General features: G+C 59.3%; 17 protein-coding genes. 3 read left to right on the top strand and 14 right to left on the bottom strand.

What is annotated here, in order from left to right:
- Positions 1-9: 9 nt before the first annotated feature.
- The 3 genes from QW379_00090 to QW379_00100 form a co-directional block, all read right to left on the bottom strand.
- The gene (locus QW379_00090) at positions 10-3,123 is read right to left on the bottom strand and encodes a DEAD/DEAH box helicase (protein ID MEM2868809.1); all 3,114 of its coding nucleotides are present in this window, start codon (positions 3,121-3,123) and stop codon (positions 10-12) included.
- On the bottom strand, positions 3,120-4,088 hold the full coding sequence (locus tag QW379_00095) for a metallophosphoesterase (GenBank protein ID MEM2868810.1): 969 nt from the start codon (positions 4,086-4,088) through the stop codon (positions 3,120-3,122). Before QW379_00095 ends, QW379_00090 begins: the two co-directional genes overlap by 4 nt.
- Positions 4,089-4,228: 140 nt before the next feature.
- Positions 4,229-6,439: a hypothetical protein gene (locus QW379_00100; protein MEM2868811.1), complete on the bottom strand. Its 2,211-nt coding sequence runs from the start codon at positions 6,437-6,439 to the stop codon at positions 4,229-4,231.
- 98 nt (positions 6,440-6,537) lie between these two features.
- On the opposite strand from QW379_00100, the gene QW379_00105 reads away from it, so the two are divergent.
- Entirely contained in the window at positions 6,538-7,416 is an 879-nt protein-coding gene (locus tag QW379_00105; GenBank protein MEM2868812.1) for an FKBP-type peptidyl-prolyl cis-trans isomerase, read from the top strand.
- 21 nt (positions 7,417-7,437) lie between these two features.
- Here QW379_00105 and ileS read toward each other — a convergent pair whose 3' ends face one another.
- The gene (gene ileS / locus QW379_00110) at positions 7,438-10,635 is read right to left on the bottom strand and encodes an isoleucine--tRNA ligase (protein ID MEM2868813.1); all 3,198 of its coding nucleotides are present in this window, start codon (positions 10,633-10,635) and stop codon (positions 7,438-7,440) included.
- A gap of 159 nt (positions 10,636-10,794) precedes the next feature.
- Here ileS and trxA point away from each other — a divergent pair, with 159 nt between their 5' ends.
- Positions 10,795-11,178 (top strand): thioredoxin, encoded by a 384-nt coding sequence (gene trxA, locus QW379_00115; GenBank protein MEM2868814.1) that lies wholly within the window; start codon positions 10,795-10,797, stop codon positions 11,176-11,178.
- Between the two features lie 19 nt (positions 11,179-11,197).
- Positions 11,198-11,971, top strand: coding sequence for a class II glutamine amidotransferase (locus QW379_00120; protein MEM2868815.1), 774 nt, complete (start codon positions 11,198-11,200; stop codon positions 11,969-11,971).
- Between the two features lie 11 nt (positions 11,972-11,982).
- On the opposite strand, the gene QW379_00125 is transcribed toward QW379_00120, so the two are convergent.
- From QW379_00125 to QW379_00170, 10 genes are all read right to left on the bottom strand, one after another.
- Complete coding sequence (locus tag QW379_00125) at positions 11,983-13,494, bottom strand: serine--tRNA ligase (protein ID MEM2868816.1); 1,512 nt, start codon at positions 13,492-13,494, stop codon at positions 11,983-11,985.
- Positions 13,495-13,539: 45 nt separating this feature from the next.
- Positions 13,540-14,043 carry a hypothetical protein gene (locus QW379_00130; protein MEM2868817.1) on the bottom strand — a complete coding sequence of 168 codons (504 nt, stop codon included), beginning with the start codon at positions 14,041-14,043 and terminating at the stop codon, positions 13,540-13,542.
- A gap of 27 nt (positions 14,044-14,070) precedes the next feature.
- Positions 14,071-14,283 carry a hypothetical protein gene (locus QW379_00135; GenBank protein MEM2868818.1) on the bottom strand — a complete coding sequence of 71 codons (213 nt, stop codon included), beginning with the start codon at positions 14,281-14,283 and terminating at the stop codon, positions 14,071-14,073.
- Positions 14,280-14,744 carry a hypothetical protein gene (locus QW379_00140; GenBank protein ID MEM2868819.1) on the bottom strand — a complete coding sequence of 155 codons (465 nt, stop codon included), beginning with the start codon at positions 14,742-14,744 and terminating at the stop codon, positions 14,280-14,282. Before QW379_00140 ends, QW379_00135 begins: the two co-directional genes overlap by 4 nt.
- Before the next feature lie 185 nt (positions 14,745-14,929).
- Positions 14,930-15,400 carry an Ig-like domain-containing protein gene (locus QW379_00145; GenBank protein ID MEM2868820.1) on the bottom strand — a complete coding sequence of 157 codons (471 nt, stop codon included), beginning with the start codon at positions 15,398-15,400 and terminating at the stop codon, positions 14,930-14,932.
- A 230-nt stretch (positions 15,401-15,630) separates the two neighbouring features.
- Positions 15,631-16,584: a hypothetical protein gene (locus QW379_00150; protein MEM2868821.1), complete on the bottom strand. Its 954-nt coding sequence runs from the start codon at positions 16,582-16,584 to the stop codon at positions 15,631-15,633.
- Positions 16,550-17,131, bottom strand: coding sequence for a hypothetical protein (locus QW379_00155; GenBank protein ID MEM2868822.1), 582 nt, complete (start codon positions 17,129-17,131; stop codon positions 16,550-16,552). The genes QW379_00150 and QW379_00155 overlap by 35 nt, the downstream gene beginning before the upstream one ends.
- Before the next feature lie 9 nt (positions 17,132-17,140).
- Positions 17,141-22,246, bottom strand: coding sequence for a hypothetical protein (locus tag QW379_00160; GenBank protein MEM2868823.1), 5,106 nt, complete (start codon positions 22,244-22,246; stop codon positions 17,141-17,143).
- A 110-nt stretch (positions 22,247-22,356) separates the two neighbouring features.
- Positions 22,357-22,500, bottom strand: coding sequence for a hypothetical protein (locus QW379_00165; protein ID MEM2868824.1), 144 nt, complete (start codon positions 22,498-22,500; stop codon positions 22,357-22,359).
- 39 nt (positions 22,501-22,539) lie between these two features.
- Positions 22,540-24,276, bottom strand: coding sequence for an amidohydrolase (locus QW379_00170; protein ID MEM2868825.1), 1,737 nt, complete (start codon positions 24,274-24,276; stop codon positions 22,540-22,542).
- Positions 24,277-24,335 lie beyond the last annotated feature (59 nt).

The raw sequence follows: 24,335 nt of genomic DNA on the forward strand, positions 1-24,335 counted from the left end.
GCGGAGGAGTCACCAGAACCGCCTGTTTCTTGCGTACTGGACCTCTGCGGCGAGGAGGGCCCTCAGGAACTCCTCCTCGGTCTCGTGCTGGAATGCAAGGATGCGAGCGGCGGTGTCAACGCCGACGCCGCGAGCAGCCAGCGCCAGCAGCGCCCTTTTTCCGTGGGCCAGCACAAGGCTTGCGCACTTCCTCAGCCTCATGAGGGTCTTTTTCTCCTCCTCGCTCATGGATATTTCAGTGGCCCGCCGACCCGCGCCCCCCGCCATCGCAGGGCGCTTTCCATCGCGCCCGGCGCGGCCACCTTGCTTTTTCCCCTCCGGGCCCGCACCCCTCCTCAATCGCGCCACCCTCTCGACGAGCTCAACGCTCCCGGTCTCCCACAAAGGAACCGCCGCAACCATTTGTCCGGAGCAGTAGGGGCACTGTATCTTTGGAGGGAGTTCTTTTATCACCCCTCTGTGCGTCCCGCCGCAGGCGAGGCAGACGAGGCGGAGCGAGGCCCTCTCCAGCCGGGTCTTGAAGGCGAGGAGAATTGGCCTCTCTACCCTCCCCGCGGCCATTGTCTCCCATCTCTGCCGCACCCCGGCCTCCCCGATAGGCGAGGGGGGGGATGTGAGGAGCTCGATGTCACCGTTTCTTATTCTCTCGAGAACCCTCTCCATGCCCTCGATGTCCATTCTCTCGAAGAGGGTCTTCTCGACGGCTTCCTCGTAGAGAGGTGTTCCTTTGAAGAGCTTCATTACTCGGTCGAACCTTATTTCCTGGAGGTCGGCGCCCTTCTCCACCGCCCCGAACCTGCGCGCGGTGTGCAGGAGCTCGCGCCTTAGCAGGGACGAGCCGCCGACCGCCAGCTTCAGAATTCTCTCTGCGTCGCCGGGGCCCAGCCTCCTCAGCTGCTCTACGACTGTCTCAGGCCTCACGGGCGCCGGCAGCTCGAGAGCGATTCTGTAGGGGTCCGTCTGAATTCCAATCTCCGCGCCGAGCCTCGTCGATAGGAGCGCCGAGAGGAGCCGGGCGAGAGTGTCGTTGACGCGCGTGCCGAAGCACGCATTGACGACAATCAGCCTTCCAGCGCGATGGGCTTCGACAGTGACCAGCCTGTCCGTCGGGACGGGGAGGCCCCGCTCTCTCTGCCGGGTGACGAACTCCACGAGCTCCCTCCACGCGTCCTCGTTCATGGGATAGCCGTGCGGTATCGGGCATTTGGGGCCGGCTCGCGCCGGCCCTCCTTCCTTTCCATCTGCACTGGGGTCCTCACGGCCCTCCGGCGCCGGCTCCCGCGCCGTCGACGCGCCGGTCGTGGTCCGGCCCCCCCCAGCCTCCAGCATCTCCGCGATGCGCGCCCGTAGCCTCCCGACTTCCTGCGCGACCTCGAAGGGAACCGGTATCTCCTCGCCCAGCCAGCCCGGAATCGCCCCCAGCTCTGGAGAGGGCTCGACGAGAACCCGGTCCTCGCCGAGCTCGACAATCCGCCAAGACGAGCCCCTCATCACGAACCTCACACCGACCTCGCCGTAGGTGAGCACAAAAAACTCGTCCAGAGTTCCGATCGCCCTGCGGGTGGTGATGTCAATGACGCTGTAGGTTTTCTCGTCAGGAATCATGGACAGGTTCTCGTAGAAGAATTTAATCGTGCCCCTCCTGCTGCCGTATCTCTCCGGCGAGCGCGGCGGGGCCCGCTCGCCCGCTCCCCCATGACCCCCCCTACACCCCTCCTCTCCATTCTTCTCGCCGACGCCTTTCTCGCCCCCCTCCCCCCTGAGTCCGTCGCTCCAGAGAACACCGAGAGAGACGAGCTGTTCGAGAACCCTGTCGAATGTTTCTCTATCGAGCACGCGGAACGGGTGGGAGCGCCTGAGGGTATCATAGGCCTCGTCGGTCGATACCTCCCTGCAACCCATCGCTAGGGCGACGAGCTGGTTCGCGAGGACGCCCAGGGGAACGGGCCTCATCCTGACCGGCTCGACCTCCTCCGCGATCGCCCTCCTCGCTAGCACCGCCGACTCTGCGATATCGTCGGCGTCTTGGGCAAGGACGACTCCTCTGGAAACGAGTCCCTTACGGTGGCCCGACCTCCCGACCCTCTGGACGAGCCTGGTGGCCTGCCTCGGCGAGCCGTACTGGAGCGTGAGCTCGACGCCGCCGATGTCTATGCCCAGCTCGAGCGACGATGTGCATATCAGGGCCCTGAGGCCCCCCGCCTTGAACTCCTCCTCCATCTGGACCCTAACGTCCCTGTACAGAGAGCCATGGTGGACGCCGAGGGGGAGCTCCGGCCTCCAGAGGCGGAGGCGCGATGCAAGCACCTCGGCACTGTCGCGCGTGTTGGTGAAGAGGAGCACCCCGCTCCCACCTTCAATGAGTGAGCTGCATCGCCTGAGGGTCGCGAGCGTTCTGCCGTCGCACCGGAGGCGCTCGGCCTCCCTCGAATCCTCCTCGGTCACTGGGGGGCACTCGACAGTGATTTCCATGCTCTTCCCAACCGGCACCCTGAGAACCTTTGCCCTCCTATCCACTCCAGCAAGGAATTCCGCGACCTGCTCCGCGTTCCCGACGGTCGCGGAGAGGCCTATCCTCTGCACCTCCCTCCCCGCGAGCCTGACCAGCCTCTCGAGCCCGACCGCGAGCTGCCAACCCCTCTCGTCGCCCGCGAGCTCGTGAATCTCGTCTACAACTACCCATCTCACGTTCTTCAGGAGCGCGCGAATTCTGGGCGCACCGAGCATTATCTGGAGCGTCTCGGGCGTCGTAATGAATATGTCCGGGGGCCTCCTCACCTGCTCCGCCCTCTCCCTCTGCGGCGTGTCGCCGTGCCTGACGCCAATGCTCACGCCAAGCGCCCTCCCCCAGTCCCCTAGCCTCCTTAGCAGGTCCCGGTTCAGGGCCCTCAGGGGCGTGATGTAGATGAGGCTTGGCGGAGGTGGTCTCTCGCGCACGATGCGGTCCAGAACCGGCAGAACCGCGGCCTCGGTCTTGCCAAGGCCCGTGGGCGCGAGGAGCAGGACGTTCTCTCCCAAGAGAATCGCCGGAATTCCGAGCTCCTGCGGCTCCGTCGGCTCTTTAAGACCGCTCGCATCTAGCAGCTGCCTGAGCGGCTCGGTGAGGAGCCCGAAGACGCTCAATCTGCCACCCCCGTTCCCTCCACGGCGGCCGCTCCGCTGCGCTCGAGGAGGTCGGCGACCGTGCCAAGATAGGTCCCGTCTATGAGGTTTGCACGGGCCCGCGCGACGTCAACGAGCGCCGCCCGAAAGAGGGGTCCGAGGAGGCGCGCCCCGGGCGCGTTCACAGCAACGCCGGAGCGCAGGTCGCTGAAGGCCGGCATGACGATCACCTTCGAGAGCATGGGGTACCTTTTCCTTCCCTCGGGGGTTGGGGGGGCTCTGAGCCAGCAGGGCTCCGTGACTGTCCGGCCGCTCTCGTCGGTGAGCAGGAGCGAGGGGTGCGTGTGCGCGACGACGAAGGTTCCGCACGCCCCGAACTCCGGCGGCGGCCGCGCATGGCCGTGGAAGAGGCCGACGAGGGTTTGGGTGGTCTTACCCTGTCGGTAGCGCGGCCTCGACCCCAAGTCGATGATTGAGGAGGCCGTCCTCCCTCCCGCCAGCGCAACGCGCGGAGCGGGCACAGGACGCAGTCCCGGAGACGCCGCCCTCTCTCTGCGCACTCTCCCCGAACTCGCGGCTGGAGCCCCCATTCGGGAGTCTGATGAGCCGAGCATGAGGGCTCGGGCGAACTCGACCTCCGGAGGAGCGATCGAGCGCAGCCCGGCGTCGTGGTTCCCAAGGACGAGAGTTACTGGGACCCTGCGAGCGAGGCACTCAAGAAAATGCCTGACCCTCCGGGCCTCGCGATTCCTCGCGAGGGGAATTCGGTGTCTCACGTCGCCCAGAAGGATGACGGAGGCCGGCCCCAGTCTCTCGACGAGAGCCAGGGCTCTCTCGAGTGCCCTGCCCGTCTGGTCAGGGATGCGGACGCCCTTTGAGGCGAGCTCGTCCTCTATGCCGATGTGTAGGTCCGCGATGACAACGTGCCTCGAGCCGCCGTACTCGAGCTCTAGCGCCCTCTCGCCATGGACTGGGCGGACCCTCATCGGGCATAGTAGAGGGTGGGGGGTATATTAGGCTGTTCCGGGGCCAAGACAGTGGGGGTCGCCGAGGGGTCTGGCCATTTGAATGAGGCTATTGAATATGCTCCCGCGGCGAGCCCGGGCTGGAATCATGGGAAGGGCTCTTAGGATGGCGGGGGTTGTGGAGGAGGTTGTGGAGGAAACTGAGGAGGCGATGATGGGGGATGGGAGGGTTGCGGTGGCGGTGGTGGAGGCGGCGGAGTCCCCGCCTCGGGCGGAGGTGGCGGGCCCGCGGGCTGGGGAGGAGGGGTGGCCGGCGGCTGCATGCCGGGAATTGCGGCCGCGGTCCCCTGGGGCTGGAGCATCTGGGGCACCTGACCCTGCGGGAGCATCTGGGGCTCCTTCTTTACCTGCGACCTGCGCCGAATCAGAATCGTCCCTATAGGCACGCCGACGATGATGACCAGCATCGCGGCGATGAAGAGGGGGCTCGTAAGGAGGCCCCACTGGCTTCCGGGGCCCGCGACCCTCGCCCCGCCGGAGAATGTGGTCAGGTGCGTCACATTGCCCCAGATGACCTTTCTGGCGGTGTCCACGCCCGACCTTTCCACTGGGAGCCATCTTTTCCCGGCCTCGTCCCAGTAGAAGAGCCTGAGGTCGCTCTCCCTGACACCCTCGGGAAGGGTGAGGTTCTCGTAGCTCAAGGAAACGTGTAACCACTTCAGGTCCATCCCCGGCTCGGCCTCGATCTGGACGAACCTGTCCAGCACCCTCACATCGCCTTTGTAATCCTTGAATTCCTCCTTTACATAGGCGAAGTCGGGGTCGTCCCGGTCCACGATTTCGTAGCTGAGGTTCCCCACGCCCTCGAAGCTGTAATGAATCTCGAGGTGCTCATCCACTATCTTTGGCAAACCGGGGATGATCGAGAGCTGGAGGTGCCATTTGGCTGGAAGGTACCCATAGAGCTCGGCGGTGATGGTGATATTCACGACCCTCTCGTCGGTCCCTCCGGGCGCTTGGTAGAGCAAGAAGGCACCCCCCTCCACGGAGGTGAGGGTCTGGTTGAGCAGGAGCCTCCCGACCTCTGATGGTTCACCAGAGAGCGAGGCCTCGACGCGCGCGAAAGGGGCCGAGGTGTTGTCGGGGAGCCTGACGTCCACGCCGATGGTGGTGAAGCCGCCAGCCTCGATGGTCTCAGGCTCGAGGAACACCCTTGATATCCTCAGGGGCAGACCCACGCCGCCGGGCTCGTTAGGGATGATATAGAGCCTGTTCTCTATGCCCGTTACCACCGCGCAAACCCTCCCGTCCTCGGAGATTCCCACGGCGGTTACCGGATGGCCCGAGGGACCGACCCACATCCAGAGCGGTTCGGAGCTGTTCGTGTCGTTGAACAGGAAGACCTGACCCTCGGAGCTCCCGATGAGCAGGCACGTCTCCTCCTCGCCCGAGAATGCCGCCACGGGCGGCTCGCCGCCGAGCGGGAGCCTGAAAATCGGCTCCCCTTCCCCGAACCAGCCCTCGAAGAGGGTGAGCTCCCAGAGGTCGCTCTCCAACTCCTCGGAGACTGCGACCCAGCTCCCGTCCCCTGTCATCCTAATAGAGGAGACGGCACCATCGGTCTCGTAGTACCAGACAATGCCCATCTCATTGTCTAGGAACTTGACATAGTTCTTTCCGGTTCCGTCGACGGGCCTTAGCAGAGCGGCCACTAGCTCCCCGCTCTCGGACATCTGCACCTTATCCACCCTATAGCCAGCCTCGGTAAAGTTCAGGGAGATGGAGTGCTCGATATCCTCGTACCAGATGACCCCGCTTCGAGTGCCGACGGCGAGGCGAGAGCCATTTGCGGAGCACGAGAGTGCCGTGACCTCGTCCTCGTAGGTGTGGTTCCAGAACTCGATGTTCGGGTCGAGGGCGATGACCTTGGGCCCGACGGAGTAGAATACCGCCTCGCTCGACTCGGCCAGCGCGAGCTGCATCGGCTCCGCCGGTAAGGGCTCGGCCGGGTGCCTCCGCTCTATGATGGTTAGGGAGGAGGTGTTCAGGAGGCCGATGGTGAAGCCCGCCTCGGCGACGACCACCGTCGAGCCATCACGGGTCAGGGCAACGAATTCCACGGCGCCTGAGGTCTCCACCGTGCGCAGCTGGCCCCCGGGCCGGTAGACCAGGACCGCACCCTCCTTTGCACCCACGGCCACGATGCCCCCGTCGCGGGAGATGGAGAGGCAGGTGGCGTTGTGATCGAGCTCGACGGTGTATCTGGCTGTCTTCAGAGGAACCTGGGGCAGGGCGCCGGGAGCCCAGAAGAGGGCGAGGGCCGCGATCATCAGAGCGAGAGCAATCCGGGGCCATTTCTCTCCGCGCATCATATTTTCACGGGTTTGGTATTGACGGCAATAAAGTAAAAGTTTGCGATGGGCCCAGGACAAAGGATATATAAGAGGGGCTCAATCCGCAAATCCGTGAGATGATGAACAAGGGGGACATAGTGCGCCTAGACTACGACGGCTGGACGGTCGGCGCCAAGCCCGAGGAGAGCGAGCTCTTCGACACCACGAACGAGGCGCTGGCGAGGGAGAAGGGAATCTTCAAGGAGGACGCCTCCTACGGGCCCGTTCCCGTGATCATCGGAGGGGAGAGGCTGGTGAAGGGCCTTGAGGCCTCACTCCTCACCGCCGAGGTTGGGAAGGAGGTCGAGGTGGTGATTCCGCCGGCGGAGGCCTTCGGCGAGAGGGACGGCAGGAAGCTCGAGGTGCACTCGCTGGCCGAGGTGATGCGCCTACCGGAGTTCAGGAAGGGCGAGAGGGAGCTCGTTCCGGGCGAGAAAATTGTGCTGAACAACCGGAAGGGCACGATTGTCTCCGTCCGGGGTGGGAGGGTCAGGGTCGACTACAACCACGAGCTCGCTGGAAAGACTGTGAAATACAGATACACAATCCGCCAGAAGCTGGAGACGGTCGAAGAGAAGATCGCGGCGATTCTGGAGCTGGACTACGACCGGTCCGATGGGTTCAGAATTCAGGTCAGCGGGACCGAGGCGACCATAACCGTGAAGGAGAAATGCAAGTTCGACCCGCGCTGGGCCCTCGCAAAACTCGCGGTGGTCAGGGACCTACGCGAGTACGCCGGAATAACCACCGTCCGCTTTGTCGAGGAGTACATCAAGCCCGCCGAGGCGGCTGCCGCTCCGGAGGCCGGGCCTGCGAGGCCCGCGGGCGAGGGCACGAGCGCTCCCTCGCCTCAAAAAGAGGGCGGGAGCCCGGAGGCCCCGGGCGGGAGTCCCGAGGGTGCGGAGAAGAGCGCCCCGGCCGGGGGCGGGGAGAGGGTTCCAACCACGGAGAATTAGGCCCGGCCGTAGTCCAGCCCCTCATGGGAGCTTTCTTATCTCCAGAACCACCCTCTCGCCCTCGAGCTCCCATTCTCGCGCAATGGCTTCCCCGCCCCAAGCGGCCCCCGTGGCGCCGGCCCCTTCGGGGGCGGGGCGGAGCTCCAGCTCCACGGCCCTCGTCTCCCTCATAATGAACTCTCTATGCCTGGAGACCATCTCGACCGATGCCTGGCTCAGCGTGGCTCTGGCCTCGATTCTGTCCTCGACCCTGAGTCCCCCGGCCTTCCTCATCTCCTGAATTCGGCGGACGATGTCCCTCGCTAAGCCCTCGGCTCTGAGCTCGTCCGTGACTCTCGTGTCAAGGTAGACAACGCCGTCCCCAACTTGGGCCTCCACGCACCCCTCCGGGAGCTCGAACGAGATTCCGACCATCGCCGGCGTGACCTCGACCGTGCCCTCTGGGGTCGGAATTCGTGCGCTCCTCCCCGCGAGGAGTTCTGCGGCGATTTCCGTACTCCAGACTTCTCTGACGGCCCTCGCAACATCGTTGGCCCTTCTACCGAATGCGGGGCCGAGCGCCCTCATCTCCGGCTTGGGAACAGGAACCCTCCTGCTCCACTCGCCCTCGACCACCTCCAGCTCCCGGCAATTGGTCTGCTCCCTGATGATTTCGGCGAGTCTTCTGACCGCATTCAGCAAGCTCTGGGAGCGGCTGGATATGACGATTCTGGGAAGGGGCCACCTGAGCTTCACGCCGGCTTTGTTTCGGGCCTGCAGCGCGGCCTCTACGACCTCCCTAGCGATGGCCATGTCCCGCTCGAGCTCCGGGTCCTTGAGGACGGCCATTGTAGATGGCCAGTCCTCCATATGCACGCTCTGATGCCGGCCCCCTAGGTCCCGATAGATTCTCTCCGTGATGTGCGGGGCGACGGGGGCAAGGAGCTTCGCCACTGTCATCAGGGCTTCGTACAGGGCGCAGTAGACGGCGGATTTGTCTTGGCTCTCGCCCTCCACCCAGACGCGGTCGCGGACGAGCTTGATGTACCACCTCGAGAGGTCCTCCAATATGAACTCCTCAATGGCGCGGGAGGCTTGGTGGAGCATGTAGCTCTCCATCGCCGTGGTCACTCTCTCTATCAGCGTCTGAGTTCTCGAGATCAGCCAGAGGTCCTCGGGTCGCCCGGACCTCTTCAGCTCCTCAAAGAGGCTCTCCGGTGGGACGAAGTGGTCCAGCGCCATATAGGTCGTGGCGAAGACGTGGGAGTTCCAGAGGATATTGAGGGTCTTGTAGGCGCTGCGCACATTCTCCATTGAGAAGGGCATGTCCTCCCAGGGGGCGTTGGCGCTGACGAAATACAGCCTCAGAGCGTCCGCGCCATATTTCTCCGTGACCTCGTGCGGCTCGACGACATTTCCGAGGCTCTTCGACATCGGCCTCCCCTGGGGGTCCAGAGACCAGCCGTGCATGAGAACCGAGTCGTAGGGCGCCCTGTCGAACGCGATAACGCCTGCGCCGAGCTGCGAGTAGAACCAGCCCCTCGTCTGATCGTGGGCCTCGGTTATCCATCTCGGGGGCCACCAATTCCTGAACTCTTCCTCGCGTCCGGGGTAGCCGAGCTGAGCCCATGAGCAGACGCCGGAGTCGAGCCAGACGTCCATCACGTCCGGCACCCTCCTCATCTCGCCGCCGCAGGATGGGCATTTGAAAACTACCCTGTCTATCCAGGGCCTGTGGAGGTCCATGCCCTCCACGTAGCCCTTTCCCTCAGCGAGCTCACGGACCCTGCCGACGACCCTTCTCCTCCCGCAGCTGCACTCCCAAATAGGTAGCGGGATGCCCCAGTACCTCTGCCTCGATATGCACCAGTCCCTGGCGCCCTCGACCCAGTCCCGCTGGCGTGATGAGCCAGCCCATGCTGGATACCACCTAACGCGAGCGACCTCGGATAGCATTCGCTCCCTGAGCTCGGTGACTCTCAGGAACCACTGGGGGGTTGCGATGTATATTATCGGTGTCTCGCAGCGCCAGCAGTGCCCGTAGCGGTGCGATATCGTGCCTGAGTGGAGCAGCAGACCCTTCCTTCTGAGGTCCTCGAGAATCACTCCATTCGCGGCCCTCAGCTCCATACCTGCGTATTTCCCAGCCTCGGCCGTGAAGCGGCCGCTGCCGTCCACGGGGCAGAAGGGCGGGAGCTCGTACCTCTTCCCCACCTCGAAGTCTGCGGGCCCGTGGCCGGGCGCGGTGTGGACGCAGCCCGTATTCTCCGCCGTGACCATGTCCGGGTCAACGAGAATTCTGTGGGCCCAGTACTCGGTCCTTTCCCTCTGCCAAGGAACCTCCTCGACGAGGGGATGGACGTATTTTCTGCCCTCCAGCTCCGAGCCGCGCAACTCCTCCAGCACCTCGATTGAATCGTAGCCGCCAACAGTCTTTATGTCCTCGATGCGGTCCCTGACGAATATCAGCGTCTCCGCCTCCGCCCCCCTCACCGCCCTTGCGCGCACGTAGGTCAGGTCTGGGTGGAGGGTGACCGCGAGGTCCGCGGGGAGGGTCCAGGGCGTCGTGGTCCATATCAGGAAGAACTCGTCCGCTTTGGCGGCCCTGAACTTAACGTAAATCGAGGGGTCCTCCTCGTCCCAGTACTCGACCTCGGCCTCGGCAAGGGCGGTCTGGCAGCGGGGGCACCACGTGACCACCCGCTCAAGTCTAGTAAGGAGACCCCTCTCCTCCGCCCGGCTCAGGGTCCACCAGGCGGCCTCGATGTAATCATTTGTAATCGTCATATAGGGCCTCTCCCAGTCGAGCCAGACGCCTAGAGCCCTGAACTGTTCCGTCATTTTCGCTAGATTCTCGAGGGCGAACTGCCTGCACTTGCTGACGAAGGCATCGATTCCGAGTTCCTCGATTTCCCTCTTGTTTCTAATTCCGAGGGCCCTCTCGACCTTCACCTCGATGGGGAGGCCGTGCATGTCGAAGCCTGGCTGATCGCGGACGTTGTAGCCATTCATGCGCAGGTAGCGTACCACTAGATCCTTCAAGGTCTTGTTCCAGGCGGTGCCTAGGTGAATCGAGCCTGTGGTGTAGGGCGGACCGTCGTTGAAGAAGAACCTCTCCCCTCTCTCGCCGCGGGCGCGAACCGCCCTGTAGGTCCCCTCAGCCTCCCACATCGCTCTGACGGCCCTCTCGAGCTCGGGCGGTCTGTAATCCCTCTCCGCCGTCCTTACCAAAGCCCGCACTTCCCCCTCCCCGATACGGGAACCGATTTAAATGGTTTTGCGGCCCCTCTCGCGGAATTCTCCCGGGGGGCAGCGGGCTTGGCAGCTCCGATGCGGGAGAGGAGCTGGTTCATACAATATATTGATATATTGTGAACGACATGCCACGGTCCGCGATGGATGGATGATAGAATGTCGGATGGAGCTGTTAGGTTCAGGGACCTGAAGGAGGGCAAATATCCTGAGGCCCCGGTGGAGATCACCGACGACGAGCTCGACAAGCTGACGGCGATGTTCCCATCGGTTGTTGTGGATTGCTGGGCCCCCTGGTGCGGTCCATGCCAACTCATGTCCCCGACGATAGATGAGCTGGCAGCGGAGATGAAGGGAAGAGTGGTTTTTGCAAAGCTCAACACGGACGAGAACGAGGGCACAGCCGCGAGGTTCAGAATAATGGCCATCCCTACTCTCTTGTTTTTCAGAAAGGGTGAGCTTGCTGAGAGGACGATGGGCGTTCTGGCCAAAAAGAATCTGCAGGAGATAATAAAAAAGACATTCGGCTAAGGAAGAGGGAGAGCCGCGCATGTGCCGCCTCCTCTGCATCGCAACCCGAGGCATAATACCCCATCAGGCGATGGCCTCCTTCAAGAGACTCTCGCGAGAGGGGAGGGAGCGCCCGGGCGAGCCGGGCGGCCACAGGACGGGGTGGGGCGCCGCGTACTTCCCCGGCGGGGCGCTCAGAATGGTGAGGGAGCTCGGGGACGCTTTCTCGAGCGTGAGGTACGACGAGCTCACCCACATGACCGGTAGCAACCCGGAGGTCAAGCTGCTGGTGGCCCACCTCTGGAGGGCCCCATCGAAGGAGCTCGCCTCCGGGCCATTGGCGAGGGAGAGGGTTGCGCCCTTCGTCGGCATTGACCGCGAGGGGAACTCGTGGGTGTTCGCGTTCGACGGGCGCATAGGCGCATCGCGGGAGGGAGGAAGGCCCTTCGCCCCCTCCCCCGAAAAGGAGATGGACTCCCAAAGAGTGTTCAGGCACATTCTTGGGCGCATGCCCCCGCCGACCGGCAGCCCCGAGGACGCCGCATATGCGGTTGCGGCAACGCTGCGCGAGCTCGCTCGGGGCTACTCGTTCGACGCTCTGAATTTCGCACTCAGCGACGGCCGGTGGATACACCTCGCCCGCTTCGTCGAGAGGGAGGAGTCCTGGAACGAGCTACACATATGCAAGACTCCGAGGGCCCTCATCGGATGCTCGGAGCCCCTGAAGGTCGAGGGGTGGACTTGGGAGAGCCTCCCGTCCCGCGCGGTTCTGAGCTTTAACGACGGCCTGGAGGTTCTGGAGCACAAACTCTGAAGCCCGGAAGCTCAGAGGAATCGAATTCCCCTTGGCATCTCTCCGTAGAGCTCCCTGACTTTTCGCGGCCACGCTGCCGGCTCGAGCCCCTTCTGGGCCAAAAAGACCGCGCTCCACCTCTCGAGCCCGATGCCCGAGCAGCCGCTCCAGAGAGGCTCGCCGCTTTGGAGCTTGACGGTGAAGCCCTTAGGGTACTTGTCGCCGTTGACGCTGACGTTCTGGAACTCGAGCCACTCGTCCCCCGTGCCCTCGCGATATGGCAGCCGGCCCTCGTAGTCGATGGTCCCGACCTCGCTCTGCTCTGACTTCCCGACCAGACCCTCCTGGGCCATGAACCAGGGGGTGACCCGGGCCATCCTCCACTCGAGCTCCATCACGTTTTCAAAGATGCTTTTGTAGCGCTCGCCCAGCGCCCGCGAGATTCCGACTGTCTGCTCCCTCGTGCCGATCCAGACGAGCTCGATTCTGTGGAACTCGTCGACGCGCTCGATGCCGTGGAGGCCGCCGCTCTCGTATCTGTGGGATGTGCCCGACCTGTCGAAGAGGAGAATCGGGACGCGATCGTTCGGGAGCGTCCTGCCCTGAAAGAAGGTCCAAAGCGCCGGGCACTGGGCATAGGTCATTCCACCGATGGGGGGGCCGAGCCTCTCCCTTATCTTCTCCACGGGCACCTCGTTGGTGATTCGGTAGAGGTCTATGACCTCCTCCCAGAGCGCGGGGTCCCGGCTCTTGGGCGGGCAGACGTAGTAGACCTCGGGGTAGATTCCCCTGGCGTGGCCCGAGCGCTCCCACACCGAGAATGGCTCGAGCTTCGGGAAAATCATCTCCTGAAACCCTAGGGGCTCGAGCAGCTCCCTCTCCACGAGCTTTTCGAAGGTTCTGAAGAGGCGCGTCATCTCGGGGCCGTGTATCCACTGGCCGCGGCTCGCTCCCCGGCGAATCCACCCCGCTCTCTCGAGCGCCGCGGTCGGGTCCTCTTTGAAGAGCGGCGGGCGCTTGGGGCTCTCCCAAATGAGTTCCCAGTGCTCGGACTTGCCGGCATATCGCTGGGCCCTGACCTTGTCCCGAATCAGGGCGATGATGCGGTCGACGTACTTTTCCGTGAGGAACCTCTCGTCCAGCGCTTTGAACGAGAGGGAGCACCTCTCCCCCTCGATGCGTAGGCTCTCGACGAAAGGGACCCTGATGGGCTGGAGGGGTTCCGCATCCAGCTCGAGCTCAATGTCGTACCTGTCGGCGCCGAGCCCTCTCAGACCCACCCTGAGCTCCCTTCCGAGCCTCTGGCCCAGCGCTTTCCCGAGGCGCACGAGCGCGTCGTGGGCCCGGACGTATTCATCTGAGTCAATCGTCACACGCAGCACGTCGCCGCTGATTTCCCATGCGCTGACCCTCGCCCCCTTCCCCGCCGGCGCGCCCCTCACAAGAATCGTGCGGTTCGCTTCTTCGATGATGGGGCCCATTGCGTCCCGTGCCCTCGCTATATCGCCGCTGAACGCCAGCTTCCCTTCAAGGTGGAAGCGCATGGGGCGAGCAACGGCTTCGACGGTTAAAAGCTTTCGCAGAAACTCTTAGGTATGTAGGAAGGTCATGTAGGAGCACTCTCCCCCGACCCCAATGGGCACCCTCTCCAGAACAAAGCCCCTCCCGCTCTGTGTCTTCAGGCAGGGATTCTGAGCGTCGAGAAGGGAGAGAGAATTGCCGGAGACGAGGCTCGTCGCGCCGAGGAGCGCCGGGTCCCACGGGTGGACAGAGGTAATCAAAGAGCTGGACGCGACGAGGCCCTCCTGACGCATGAAAACGGCTCCCGTGTATATCTCGATATCATATGCCCTGCCCCTGAAGAGGGGCTCGAGCCTCTTCCCCGGGCAGCTGTCGTTGAATGTGAAATTCAGTAGAAACCGGGCGTTGACGGACGAGGAGGAATCTATGGCCCGGGCGAGGCTATCGCACATCTCCCTGAAGCGGGCCTCCTCCAGCGCGCCGTTCTGCACCGCGAAAAAGCCCAGAACCGAGCCAAGCAGGGCGAGGACCGCGATTCCGCCCACGACCTTTGATGTTACCGCTTCTATCACGCCTTCCCCCTCCGTCCATCTGCTCGCTCAGGGCGTCAGGGAGCCACTCCAGACACTCTCTTTCTCCACGGGCGTGCTCAGGGTCCTGACGCCACGCGCTGTAGTGTGCGGCACGGCGGCATCTTCCCCGCTTCCCTTCCCCGCGAGTCGCTCCGGGGAAAACCCGTTAAATCGGCCGCTACCCCCCTCCCTCTCCGCCCAGGCGCAATGCGCGGTCCTCCCCGGAATCTCGTCCGTCACACCATCACCCCGACCTGAATATAGACCAGATCCAGCCGTGCATCGTAGGCCCTCGTCAGCAGCAGCCTGTGGGTTCCCTCGCCGACCTCGACTCCTTTGCCTTGGCCTGAGCAGAGGGGCAGCGGCCTGCCGCCCGAGTCCTTCACATACACATGCCCCTCGTCCGTCCCGGAGCCCTTGAAGCGCACCATCGAGGAGTATGGATGGAGGGGCTTCGAGAGCGGGTATCCTATTTTAAAGTACTCGACGTGGGCCAGCGCAACCCCCTCTATCCTCAGCTCGAGCACACGGCTGCTGTTCAGGCCCATCGAGTCTAGTCTTAGGGCGGCGGAAGCCAGGGCCTCGGCCTGATTTCGCAGGCCACTCTCGACCGCGCTCCTCGAGTAGCTCGAGAGCGCCCCGAAGCCGGACGAGGCGACCACGGCCATTATTATGACCGATACCATCAGCTTCAGGGGCATCTCGATGACACCTTGGCCATCCCCCCTCCATTTTCGATGTTCCGTCAGGTTACCACCGCTCCCCAGTCTTTTTGCTCCTCTGCCCGCTCAGAGTTGACATCGGGTTCGCGCCTGTGGCCGGTGGGCGACGCCCAGGCGGGCGGAGAGAGGGCCCCTCCCCACGCGCCCGGCCGGCGGTCGAGGCCTCAGGACTGAACCACGGGGATATCCAGAACCTTCTTCCCGTAGCCCGGCTTCTCAATTGTGACGATTATCGGCCCCGCACCGCTCCCGACCACCGAGCACCTGAGCCCGGTGAACTTCGCCTCGCCATTCGCGTCCGTGGTGGCGTAGGGTTTTGAGCCCTCCCGGGTTTTTATGTTGTTCCCCTGGAGAGTTACAACCGCTCCCGCCAGCCTGTTGCCCGAGCTGTCAGTCACGGTTACGGTGATGGCCACGCTCTCATTGGCCCAGATTCCGTCCCCGTCCTTGTCACTCACGACAACGAGCTGCGGCGAGACGCTGACCGACCCCAGCGCCTGCGGCGGCTTCGCCAGGCTCAGCATTCCAAACACAATCCCTATGCTGACCGCCGTGATGATCACGATGATCAGCAGGTACAGCGGCAGCCCCTCGATCGCTCCTCCATCGCTCCTTCTCCACTTCCTCACGGCCATCCGGCACCACCGGATATCCCTCTGGCGCCGGAGGTATATATTGGTGGCGTGGTAGGTACCATTCGTACCTAAAGGAATAAATGGAAGGGCGCGGGATTGGAGGGAGTATTGGGAGGAGGACGGGGACGATGGGGGGAGGAAACGTACCGCGCGCGCCCACCGGCCCCACTGAGAAAATGAGGAGTCCGGGGATTGTCAATGGTTCATGCGGGGACTATGCCGGGGGCCGCTCAGCTGTCCCGGAGACCATCGTCATCGCCATCTTCGTACCCCGATGGCTCCTCCCCGTCCATAATCCCGTTGGCGAGGTCTATACGGCGCCCGAGGAGGGTCCCGTCGGAGTTGGCACTCGCGGGCTCGGTGATATAGACCTCCCGATGGCGGTCCGTGGGGTTTGTGGACTGGCTGGACGCGCAGGTGAAGGTGTAGATGTGGGCCTCGAACATCACCACTTGCCCCACGGGCCTCATTTTTGCCACCAGGATTTCGTTGGCGCTCCTGTTCAGGCTCACGAACGAGTATTCGTCGAAGAACTTAATAAACACGTGGTTGGCTATGCCGCCCCACCTGGAGCCGTTGACGAGGGGCTCGGTCCAGTTCCGCTCGCAGGAATAGGTGTAGAGCTTTCCGGTCTCCCAGTTCTTGCCCTTGAACCAGATAGTCGTGTTGGTAAGGTTGGCATCATAGGCCTCGTATTTGAAGCCCCCTTCGCTCACATTAGTTCTCATTATGACGGCTCCGAGCTCCACATCGTCCTTCGCCTTGTCCCCGTCAGTGTCGTTGACTCTTGGATTGGAGCCCGCGATGTACTCAATCCGGTTAGGAACATACTCATTGACTGGAGCCCCGCTTGTGAAGTCCCAGGGAGCCCTGTAGTCATACATGTCATCGCAGGTTCCGTTGGTGCCATCATCTCCAGAATTGCTGAGTGGATTTATCCTGTACCATGCTTCCCAGCCGTCAGGCATTTCGTCGGAATCAGTGTCCCATTTGGAGCTATTTGTCTCGCCGGGGCCCGACCCCCCGCCCCAGCTCCCGGTATCCACGGCACCATCCAGATCCAGGTCCTCGCCCTCCCAGAAGTTGTGGAGGTTGTCGGAGGTTTCGTTGAAGTTGCCCCATTCGTCCCGGGTGAAGTTGTAGCTCCAATTAAGACGATAGTTGATAAAATAAATCATATTCACTTCCCCATAGTGAATTAAAGAATTCCTGCACAGGTTGAATAAGGGGATCTTTTGGGTTTTTTGATTTCCATTTTTCAAGATGTTTATTAATATAATGATATCCTCGTTTTTGAATTTCAGAATACGGAACGAAATAAATACTAAAATTTCTTCTATCTTTAATATCAATCTTTATATCATAGATTTTATATGGTAGATCATAAACATGGAATTTATCCATTATGTACCATAATGCATTTTTAAATGTCCAATCGCCCCATAATTCTTCGAAGAAATAATTATTAAATAACCCAATATGATATCTACATTGTAAATAATCATGAAAATCAAGGAATTCGTCCAAGTACATGACATTTTTTTCTCTAAATAAATTTATGAATTTGGATTTTAAAGTGGATATTTCTTCCTCCTTTAGAGTTTTTATTTTTATCATTGTTGAAAGTTTTTCATTCAATGAAAATAATTCAAATAATTTGACATGATCATTTATAGCTCTTTTTATATTTTTAAGCGGGATTGGTACCATTAGGACAAGGGTTCCTGACATAACATTTCCTCAAGGTATCTTTCCTAATATGATATTCGAATAATCTTTTGCTATATTATACCAATTCTGATAATTTTGTTCAATGTCTCTTACAAATAGATATATTTTTTTGCCCGAATTGATACCTCCAAGTGCATTTGTTTGTCTTTGATATTGGCTTAATTTATCCGGACCTTTTTTTTCGGTAAAATATCCAGAGGGGTGTGTTCCACTTTTTATTTCAACGAAATCATCCCATTGTGTAATTCCGTCGATTTGCGTATTATAAGCTGGGAGATCCTTGCTAATTTCCTTTAATTTTCTATATAAGGGTTGGTTATTTAAGTTTCCTCGAGCGAAAGTTCTTATTTCCCAAGGAAAACCATCAGGGTTTGTTTTTTTTGGATTCATTATTGCTTCACCAAATTTGTCGAGAAGATTTGATAACCCGGAGACCCGATTTTCTTTAAGAATGGATATATCAGTATATAAATCATTGATGCTAAATCCTTTATTTTTCCACTCTTCAATCCATAGAGCAAATTTCCTTGGGGAAACTTTTCCCATATCGATGATATTATCGATATTTTCAAGGAATAGATTATATTCTGCAGTGGACCATTTAACCCCTGCATATAATCTAAATATCCTTGGATGCTCCACAGCGAATCTTCTGAAGGACTTCTTTAAGGCTGCAATTTTATTTATCAGTGACTGCAAAATTCCACCCTTCGCCAATGCAATGACGCTAGTTGCGGCAAAAGGTGTCCCGATTCCGGTCTTGAACCAGAAATCGAATATCTCCGGGAAAGCATAAGATATGCAAGCAGCAAGCCCAATTTCAATTGACCCGACAATAACCATCCGGATTCCAGGCCTGAGACCGCTCCATTTCGCAGACCATTCCGAAAATTTTTTGGCGACTTCGGATGCAGTCATTTTACTAGCCAAATTGTCGATTATAGTCGAACGTGGAACCTTAGCCCAAGCCCCAAACCTGCTAGCAATCTTTTTACATATTATAACCTGTAAAATCATGCCTGCTATGTATCCACTATAAAAAGCATTGGCGAATTGGTCATATTTAGATTCTTCAGTCTCATTATTATATGGGTTACAATCCTTTTGTTTTTCCACAGCTGAATTTTTAATCTCCTCGAAGGCCCCCCAACCATGTTCAGCAAAAAGTTCGCTTAGTTTAGCGATTCCCTCGAACAGGCTCCAGGGTTTCCAAAATAATTCCGCCAATCCGACCGCTACATCCATCATTGAAACTATGAATCCAGATACCAAACCGCCCCTGATAGGCCCTAAGAATTTTGTCATCCATTTTAAACCATAATGAACGATCGTGTTGTGTATCCCTAATACCGGCGCGAGATTTAGTTCCTCCGTAAAGCCATAACAATCTTCAGCTACGATTTTAAAATTCGGGAATTTAACCCCATCGGTTATTCTATCCCAGCCACCACATATAGTATATGTGTGTCTCAATACCATATAGGTTGGATACGAATAAGACAAGCAACACCATTGGAAATCGATTTTATCCTCTCGATATAATCCAACCCACCTTATTCCTTGTTTATCTTCAATATACATGATGAAATCTAGTGAAAATGAGAAAGCAGGTTTATTCAGTGAGCATTCGATTGTCGGACCTTTAATATCCATTACTGCGGGATCATCATCAATATTATCCACCCAGGTATCTTTATCGGAATCATAGCAATCCGGGTCCGTTCTGTAGTAAAATTCGTCAAAATCTGATAAACAGTCTCCGTCAGTATCGTCGTTTAAAGGAGATGATTTTACATGCCGGTAGGTTAAGTAAAAATCTACACTCTCATTATTTTGAATAGCTCGACATGTCTCGAAAACCGCCCACAGATTATCAATCAGTATAGCGTCCCAGCCATTTACCTCGATACCATCTTCTAGGCCATCGCCATCAGTATCCGGGTTTTTGGCATTTGTATGATATCCCAATATCTCTGGACCGTCGTTTAAATCGTCGAAGTCCGTGTCAGGATTGAAAAAATCGGTCCCATAGTACAATTCCATGGGATAGCTCAATCCATCATAATCAGGATCCCTTTCCATGGGCTGGTCGTCAGATGAATCCTCTATCGAATCCCTGTCGCTATCGTACCAATATGGCGATGTTAATAAGTGGCTCTTAATTTCGATATCATCGTCAAGACCGTCTCCGTCGGTGTCATTATTGGTCGGCTCGATACCCTGTCTCAACAGCAGTATAGGCATGAATATATTTACATTATCGGGACCTAAACATTTAATTGTCAAATTACCAAGACAATTCGTTTGATAATCAATACCAAAATATGTATGAAGATGGTTAATTTTGGTTGAATTCAAGAATATCGTATCGTTTGTTCCTTTGAATTTCAGAGATATGTTCACAGATGGATTGTATCCTATATCATAGGTGTGTGGCCATGCTAACAATCGGATGACGTATCGCCCTTCACTCTCGATTGGGACCGGCGTTGAAACATGGGAATTATTCTCAATACCCCAGGAGCCGATTATCGGGCAGCACCAGAGATAGGACCCATTGACAATATCACCCGGTGATAAAATATTATATACAAAATAACCGTTGATTTCATCCCCGTCGGTATATGTATCGTTGTCAGTATCGCAATTAAGTGGTTCGGTTCCTACGGAAAGCTCGCCTCTTGCGGTTATATTGAATGTGGTTAAATTGATATATCTATACGGATGACACACAGTCCCGTTCTCTACAATGACAGTCAAATTCCCTAACGTTAATTTTCCAGAGTAGGGGATTAGGGATGGTAGATCAAAACCGTCCCAAAGGCCGTCCTGGTCCGTATCCGCAGACCACGGACTCGTACCGTGCCAGCCCTCGCCGAAGAATGTCCTCGTCCCGTTTGTATTGTTGATGTGGGAAGTTCCGTTCTGGAGATAGGCCGAGTGCCTCCAGTCGCCGGACCCAACCGTCAGGTTGTTCCCGTCGATGAGCCCGTCCCCGTCACTATCCGGGTCGCGCGCGTTTATCCATCCATCTCCGTCCAGGTCAGAATTCCAGTTCTTCTCCTTCCCGTCCAGAATGCCGTCCCCATCAGTGTCATTATTGGTTTTATTAAGGCCCCATGCAAGTTCAGCGGTGTCGTTTATCCCGTCAAGGTCAGAATCGTTTCCCAGCGGGTTCGACTCGACGGGGGTCTGGGCTATCCACCACTCGTATTTCCCGTTGAGGTTCGTGTCTTCAACTTCATTTACCTCTTTCGAGCTATTGCCATTGAAATCTATCCAGCCGTCCGGTAAAGTGTCATTGTCGGAATCCCAATCCAGAGCGTTTGGCTTGCCATCCCCGTCGAAGTCGTTCCACCAGTAGTCTATCCAGGTCCCGCTCTGGTTCCAGTAAAGGTCGTGACGGTCCGTAATGTTGTCGTTATCGGAATCGCCGTCCTTCGGATTCCACAAGCTGTCCTTATCTGGGTTCATTATCTGGAGGTAGAGCGTGTCGAAGCTGCTGAGTTCAAAGACCTCCTGGCCGTCGGTGAGGCCGTCTGCGTCGCTGTCGTTGCTGCGGGGATTTCCAAGGCCTGTCCCGTTTTCCCTGGTCCAGAACTCCTTCGTCGGGTGCGGCACTATCAAGGCGTCGCGGATATCGCTCTGCCACGGCCACTGGTTTATCGTGTACTCGGTCCAGCAGCCGCTCATGTTCACCCACAATATTTTCTTTGTGTAATTATACAGGACTAGGTCGTAGCCTTCGGGCGTCTTATAGTCCAGGTATACTGAGTAATTTCCACTTGGCCCGGAGGTCCGGTTGTACCAGTACACCCACATGCTCGTGTTTCCGATGTCTGCCGCTATCCATGTGTTGGAGACATTGTATTTGCCGTTTAGGGCGCTCGTCCTGAACCTTATCGTCCTGACCTCTATCCAGTCCTCCACGCCGTCGGAGTCCGTGTCGTTGTGCAGGGGCGAGGTCTCGTCGGAATCGAGGGCGCCGTCGAGGTCTTTGTCTTCATATTCTCCATAGTCTTTGACGCTGTTGTTGTTGAAATCGACCCAGCCGTCTGGCAGATAATCGTCATCAGAATCCTGGTCGACCATGCTCGTCCCCACGCTCTTCTCGATGCCGTCGTTCAGCCCATCAAAGTCGGAATCGTTGCACGAGCCGTGGCTGACCCTGAACTCCAATGTGTCGTTGATGCCGTCACTATCCGAATCCGTATATCCCGCCCGCGGGTCGGAATGGCCCCCCCTCGCGAGCCTGCACCCGTCCATATCTTCATAATAATAGGTCCAGCCGTAGACCTCGTCCCCGTCGATGATGGCATCATTGTCGGTGTCCGGGTCTAGGAGCCATGTCCCCACAGACTTCTCGCCGTAATAGCTCCCTCCGTCTATAGTCCTATTGTTCCCATCTATCAGCTTGTCATGGTCCGTGTCCGGGTCTGACCAGTTGGTGCAGTGGGATATCTCGCCGAAGAAGGAATAGTTCCCGTCGCCGTTTGAAACATTGGCTATGGAATGCTGGGAAGATGTGAAATAAGCATACCTGTAATCAGATGGGAGAAGGACCACGTCGGAGCCGTCAAGCAGGCCGTCGTCGTCAGAATCAGGGTCGTACGGCGGGTTGCAGTAGGCGCTGCTGTGGCTCTCGTTGCTCCCGGGGGCGTATTTGGGAACGGCCGTCCCTTTCCTCGGATACTCGATTGTCTCGTTGAGACCGTCCGCGTCAGAGTCGGTGTCCAGCATGTTGCACACACCGTCTCCATCCAGGTCCGTCCCCCACTCGCCCCAGCCGCCCTCCTCCGTGTCCTGGACCCAGTCGTCGTCGGAATCTATATCACGGGCGTTGACGATGCCATCGTTGTCGCTATCTTCATATCCCGATGGCTCCTCCCCGTCCATAATCCCGTTGGCGAGGTCTATACGGCGCCCGAGGAGGGTCCCGTCGGAGTTGGCACTCGCGGGCTCGGTGATATAGACCTCCCGGTGGCGGTCCGTGGGGTTTGTGGACTGGCTGGACGCGCAGGTGAAGGTGTAGATGTGGGCCTCGAACATCACCACCTGCCCCGCAGGCCTCATCCTGGCGACAAGAATCTCGTTGCTTGAGCGGTTCAGACTCACAAAAGAATAATAGTCAAAGAACTTAATAAACAAATGGGTGGCGATGGCGCCCCATCTGGAGGCCATAAAGAATAGCCCGGGAATCATTTGTTCATGGGGGCATGTGTGGCTCACTTGCCGTCCACAGGACGGGTCCCGGGATGAATGCCCGCCCGGGGCATTGCCTCGAGCTGTTCGGGTGGGCAATAGCCTTCGGAGTGGTTGATTCCGGTGTCCATCCAGCGGACCGGGAGCCTGTCGTCCGTGTCGACCACGATGTCCTTCTTGTAGCCGGCCTCCCTATACTACCCGCTCTAACCGGCCCTTTCAGCGCCCGGGCGGCTCCTGCTCCTCCAAACCACCCTCCCATTGATAATCGTGGCCCCGACGCGCATGTCCTTTATTTTCGCCGGCTCCCGGAACGGGTCGCCCGACAGGACCACAAGGTCCGCGGCCTTTCCCACGGTGATTGTCCCCTTGAAATCCTCCTCGAAGGAGGCGGCCGCGGCTGTTCTTGTGCAGGCGGCCACGGCCTCCTCCACCGTGAGCCTCTGGGCTTCGAAGGGCGCGCTGACCGCGCAGTGAATTCCGTAGAGGGGCCCGAAGGGCATGCAGTCGGAGCCGAAAATAAGAGGCACACCAGCGTCGAAGACCCTCCAGAGCGGGTCGGCCTCCCTGTACCTCTCGCCCAGCCGCGCCTCCATCATCCCGCCCGGCAGGCCCCACTCGCCGATGAAGTTGGGCTGCATGCAGGCCCAGAGGCCCAGCCCGCGCATTTGTTTGAGCTGGGGCCCGCCCACCAGCTCGAGATGCTCGATTCTGTGGCGGAGGCCGGAGACCGGTCCCCCCGGGCCCGGACCGAACGCGTCTCCACCGGACCCGCCGGAGGGGCCCGCTGCTGAAATGACGCTGCCGGAAGAGGCCTCGAGCCCCAGCGGGCGAGCCCTCCCCGTGCCCACCGTTTTGAGGCCCTCACTGAAGGCAGAAACAACCCGCTCCACGGCCCTGTCGCCTATGGCGTGCACGAGGAGCTGGACGCGCTCGCGCTCCGCCCTCCTGACGGTCCCCACCAGCATCTGCGTTGAGTGGAGTAGGAGGCCCCTGTTCCCCGCTTCATCCGCGTAGGGCTCGCTCAGGGCCGCCGTTCGCGCGCCGATGGAGCCGTCGGCATAGAGTTTTATTCCGCCGAGCCTGAGGAAAGGAGTCTGGAGGTCCGAGGCCCCCCTGAGCCTCCTGTGGTGCCCCCACTCTGGCAGCTCGAGGTGGAGACAGGCCCTGACGCCGAGCCAGCCCTCCCTCTGCGCCCGCCTGTAGGCCCGCACCTTTTCAACATCAACGATGTCGTGGACCGATGTCACGCCCATTCTGTGCGCCATCGAGATCGCGATGCGGAGCCCCGCCTCCATCTCCTTTCCGTCCGGCCTGACGAGCTCGAGCGCACTCTCCATCGCCCTCTCTCGCAGGAGCCCCGCTCCACTGTCCACCTCCCATTCCTCGCATGCATTGGTGCCATGCCCGGCCTGCCCCCTACAGCCCCCCTCCCTCCACCTCCATCTGCGCCCCCTCAGGCGCCCCCTCAGAATTCTGAGGGCCCTCGTATTCACGGCGCACATGTGCCCGCAGACGCGGACGAGCAGGACGGGGTGCTCCGGCGCCGCTTTGTCCAGCTCCCCCCTCTCGAGATACCTCCTCCCGGGCCACCCAGACTCGTCCCAGCCGCGGCCAAGAATCCATTTCCCTTTCGGCGTCCTCCGGGCCCTCGCCCTCACGAGCCGTAGCACCTCATCCTCGGAGCGCGCACCGGAGAGGTCGAGTCTGTTTCTCCAGACGCCCATGCTCAGGAAGTGGGCGTGGCAGTCGATAAAACCGGGAAGGACAGTCGCCCCGGCCAGCTCGAGCCTTCTCGCGCGAGCCCCGCCCCACCTCAGGGCCCCGTCCTCGCTCCCGACGAATTGAATTCGGTCCCCCTCAATCCCGACGGCGGAGGCCTCAGGTCGGGCGGGGTCCATCGTGCGGACGGTGCAGTTCAGCAGAATCGTCCTGCGCGCCACGGCCGGACTAGGGCCCGGCGGATATTTAGCGTTATCCGGAAAGCTCTAAATCGCCGGCC

It is taken from the genome of Thermoplasmata archaeon (assembly GCA_038851035.1).
Taxonomy (GTDB): Archaea; Thermoplasmatota; DTKX01; order VGTL01; family VGTL01; genus JAWCLH01.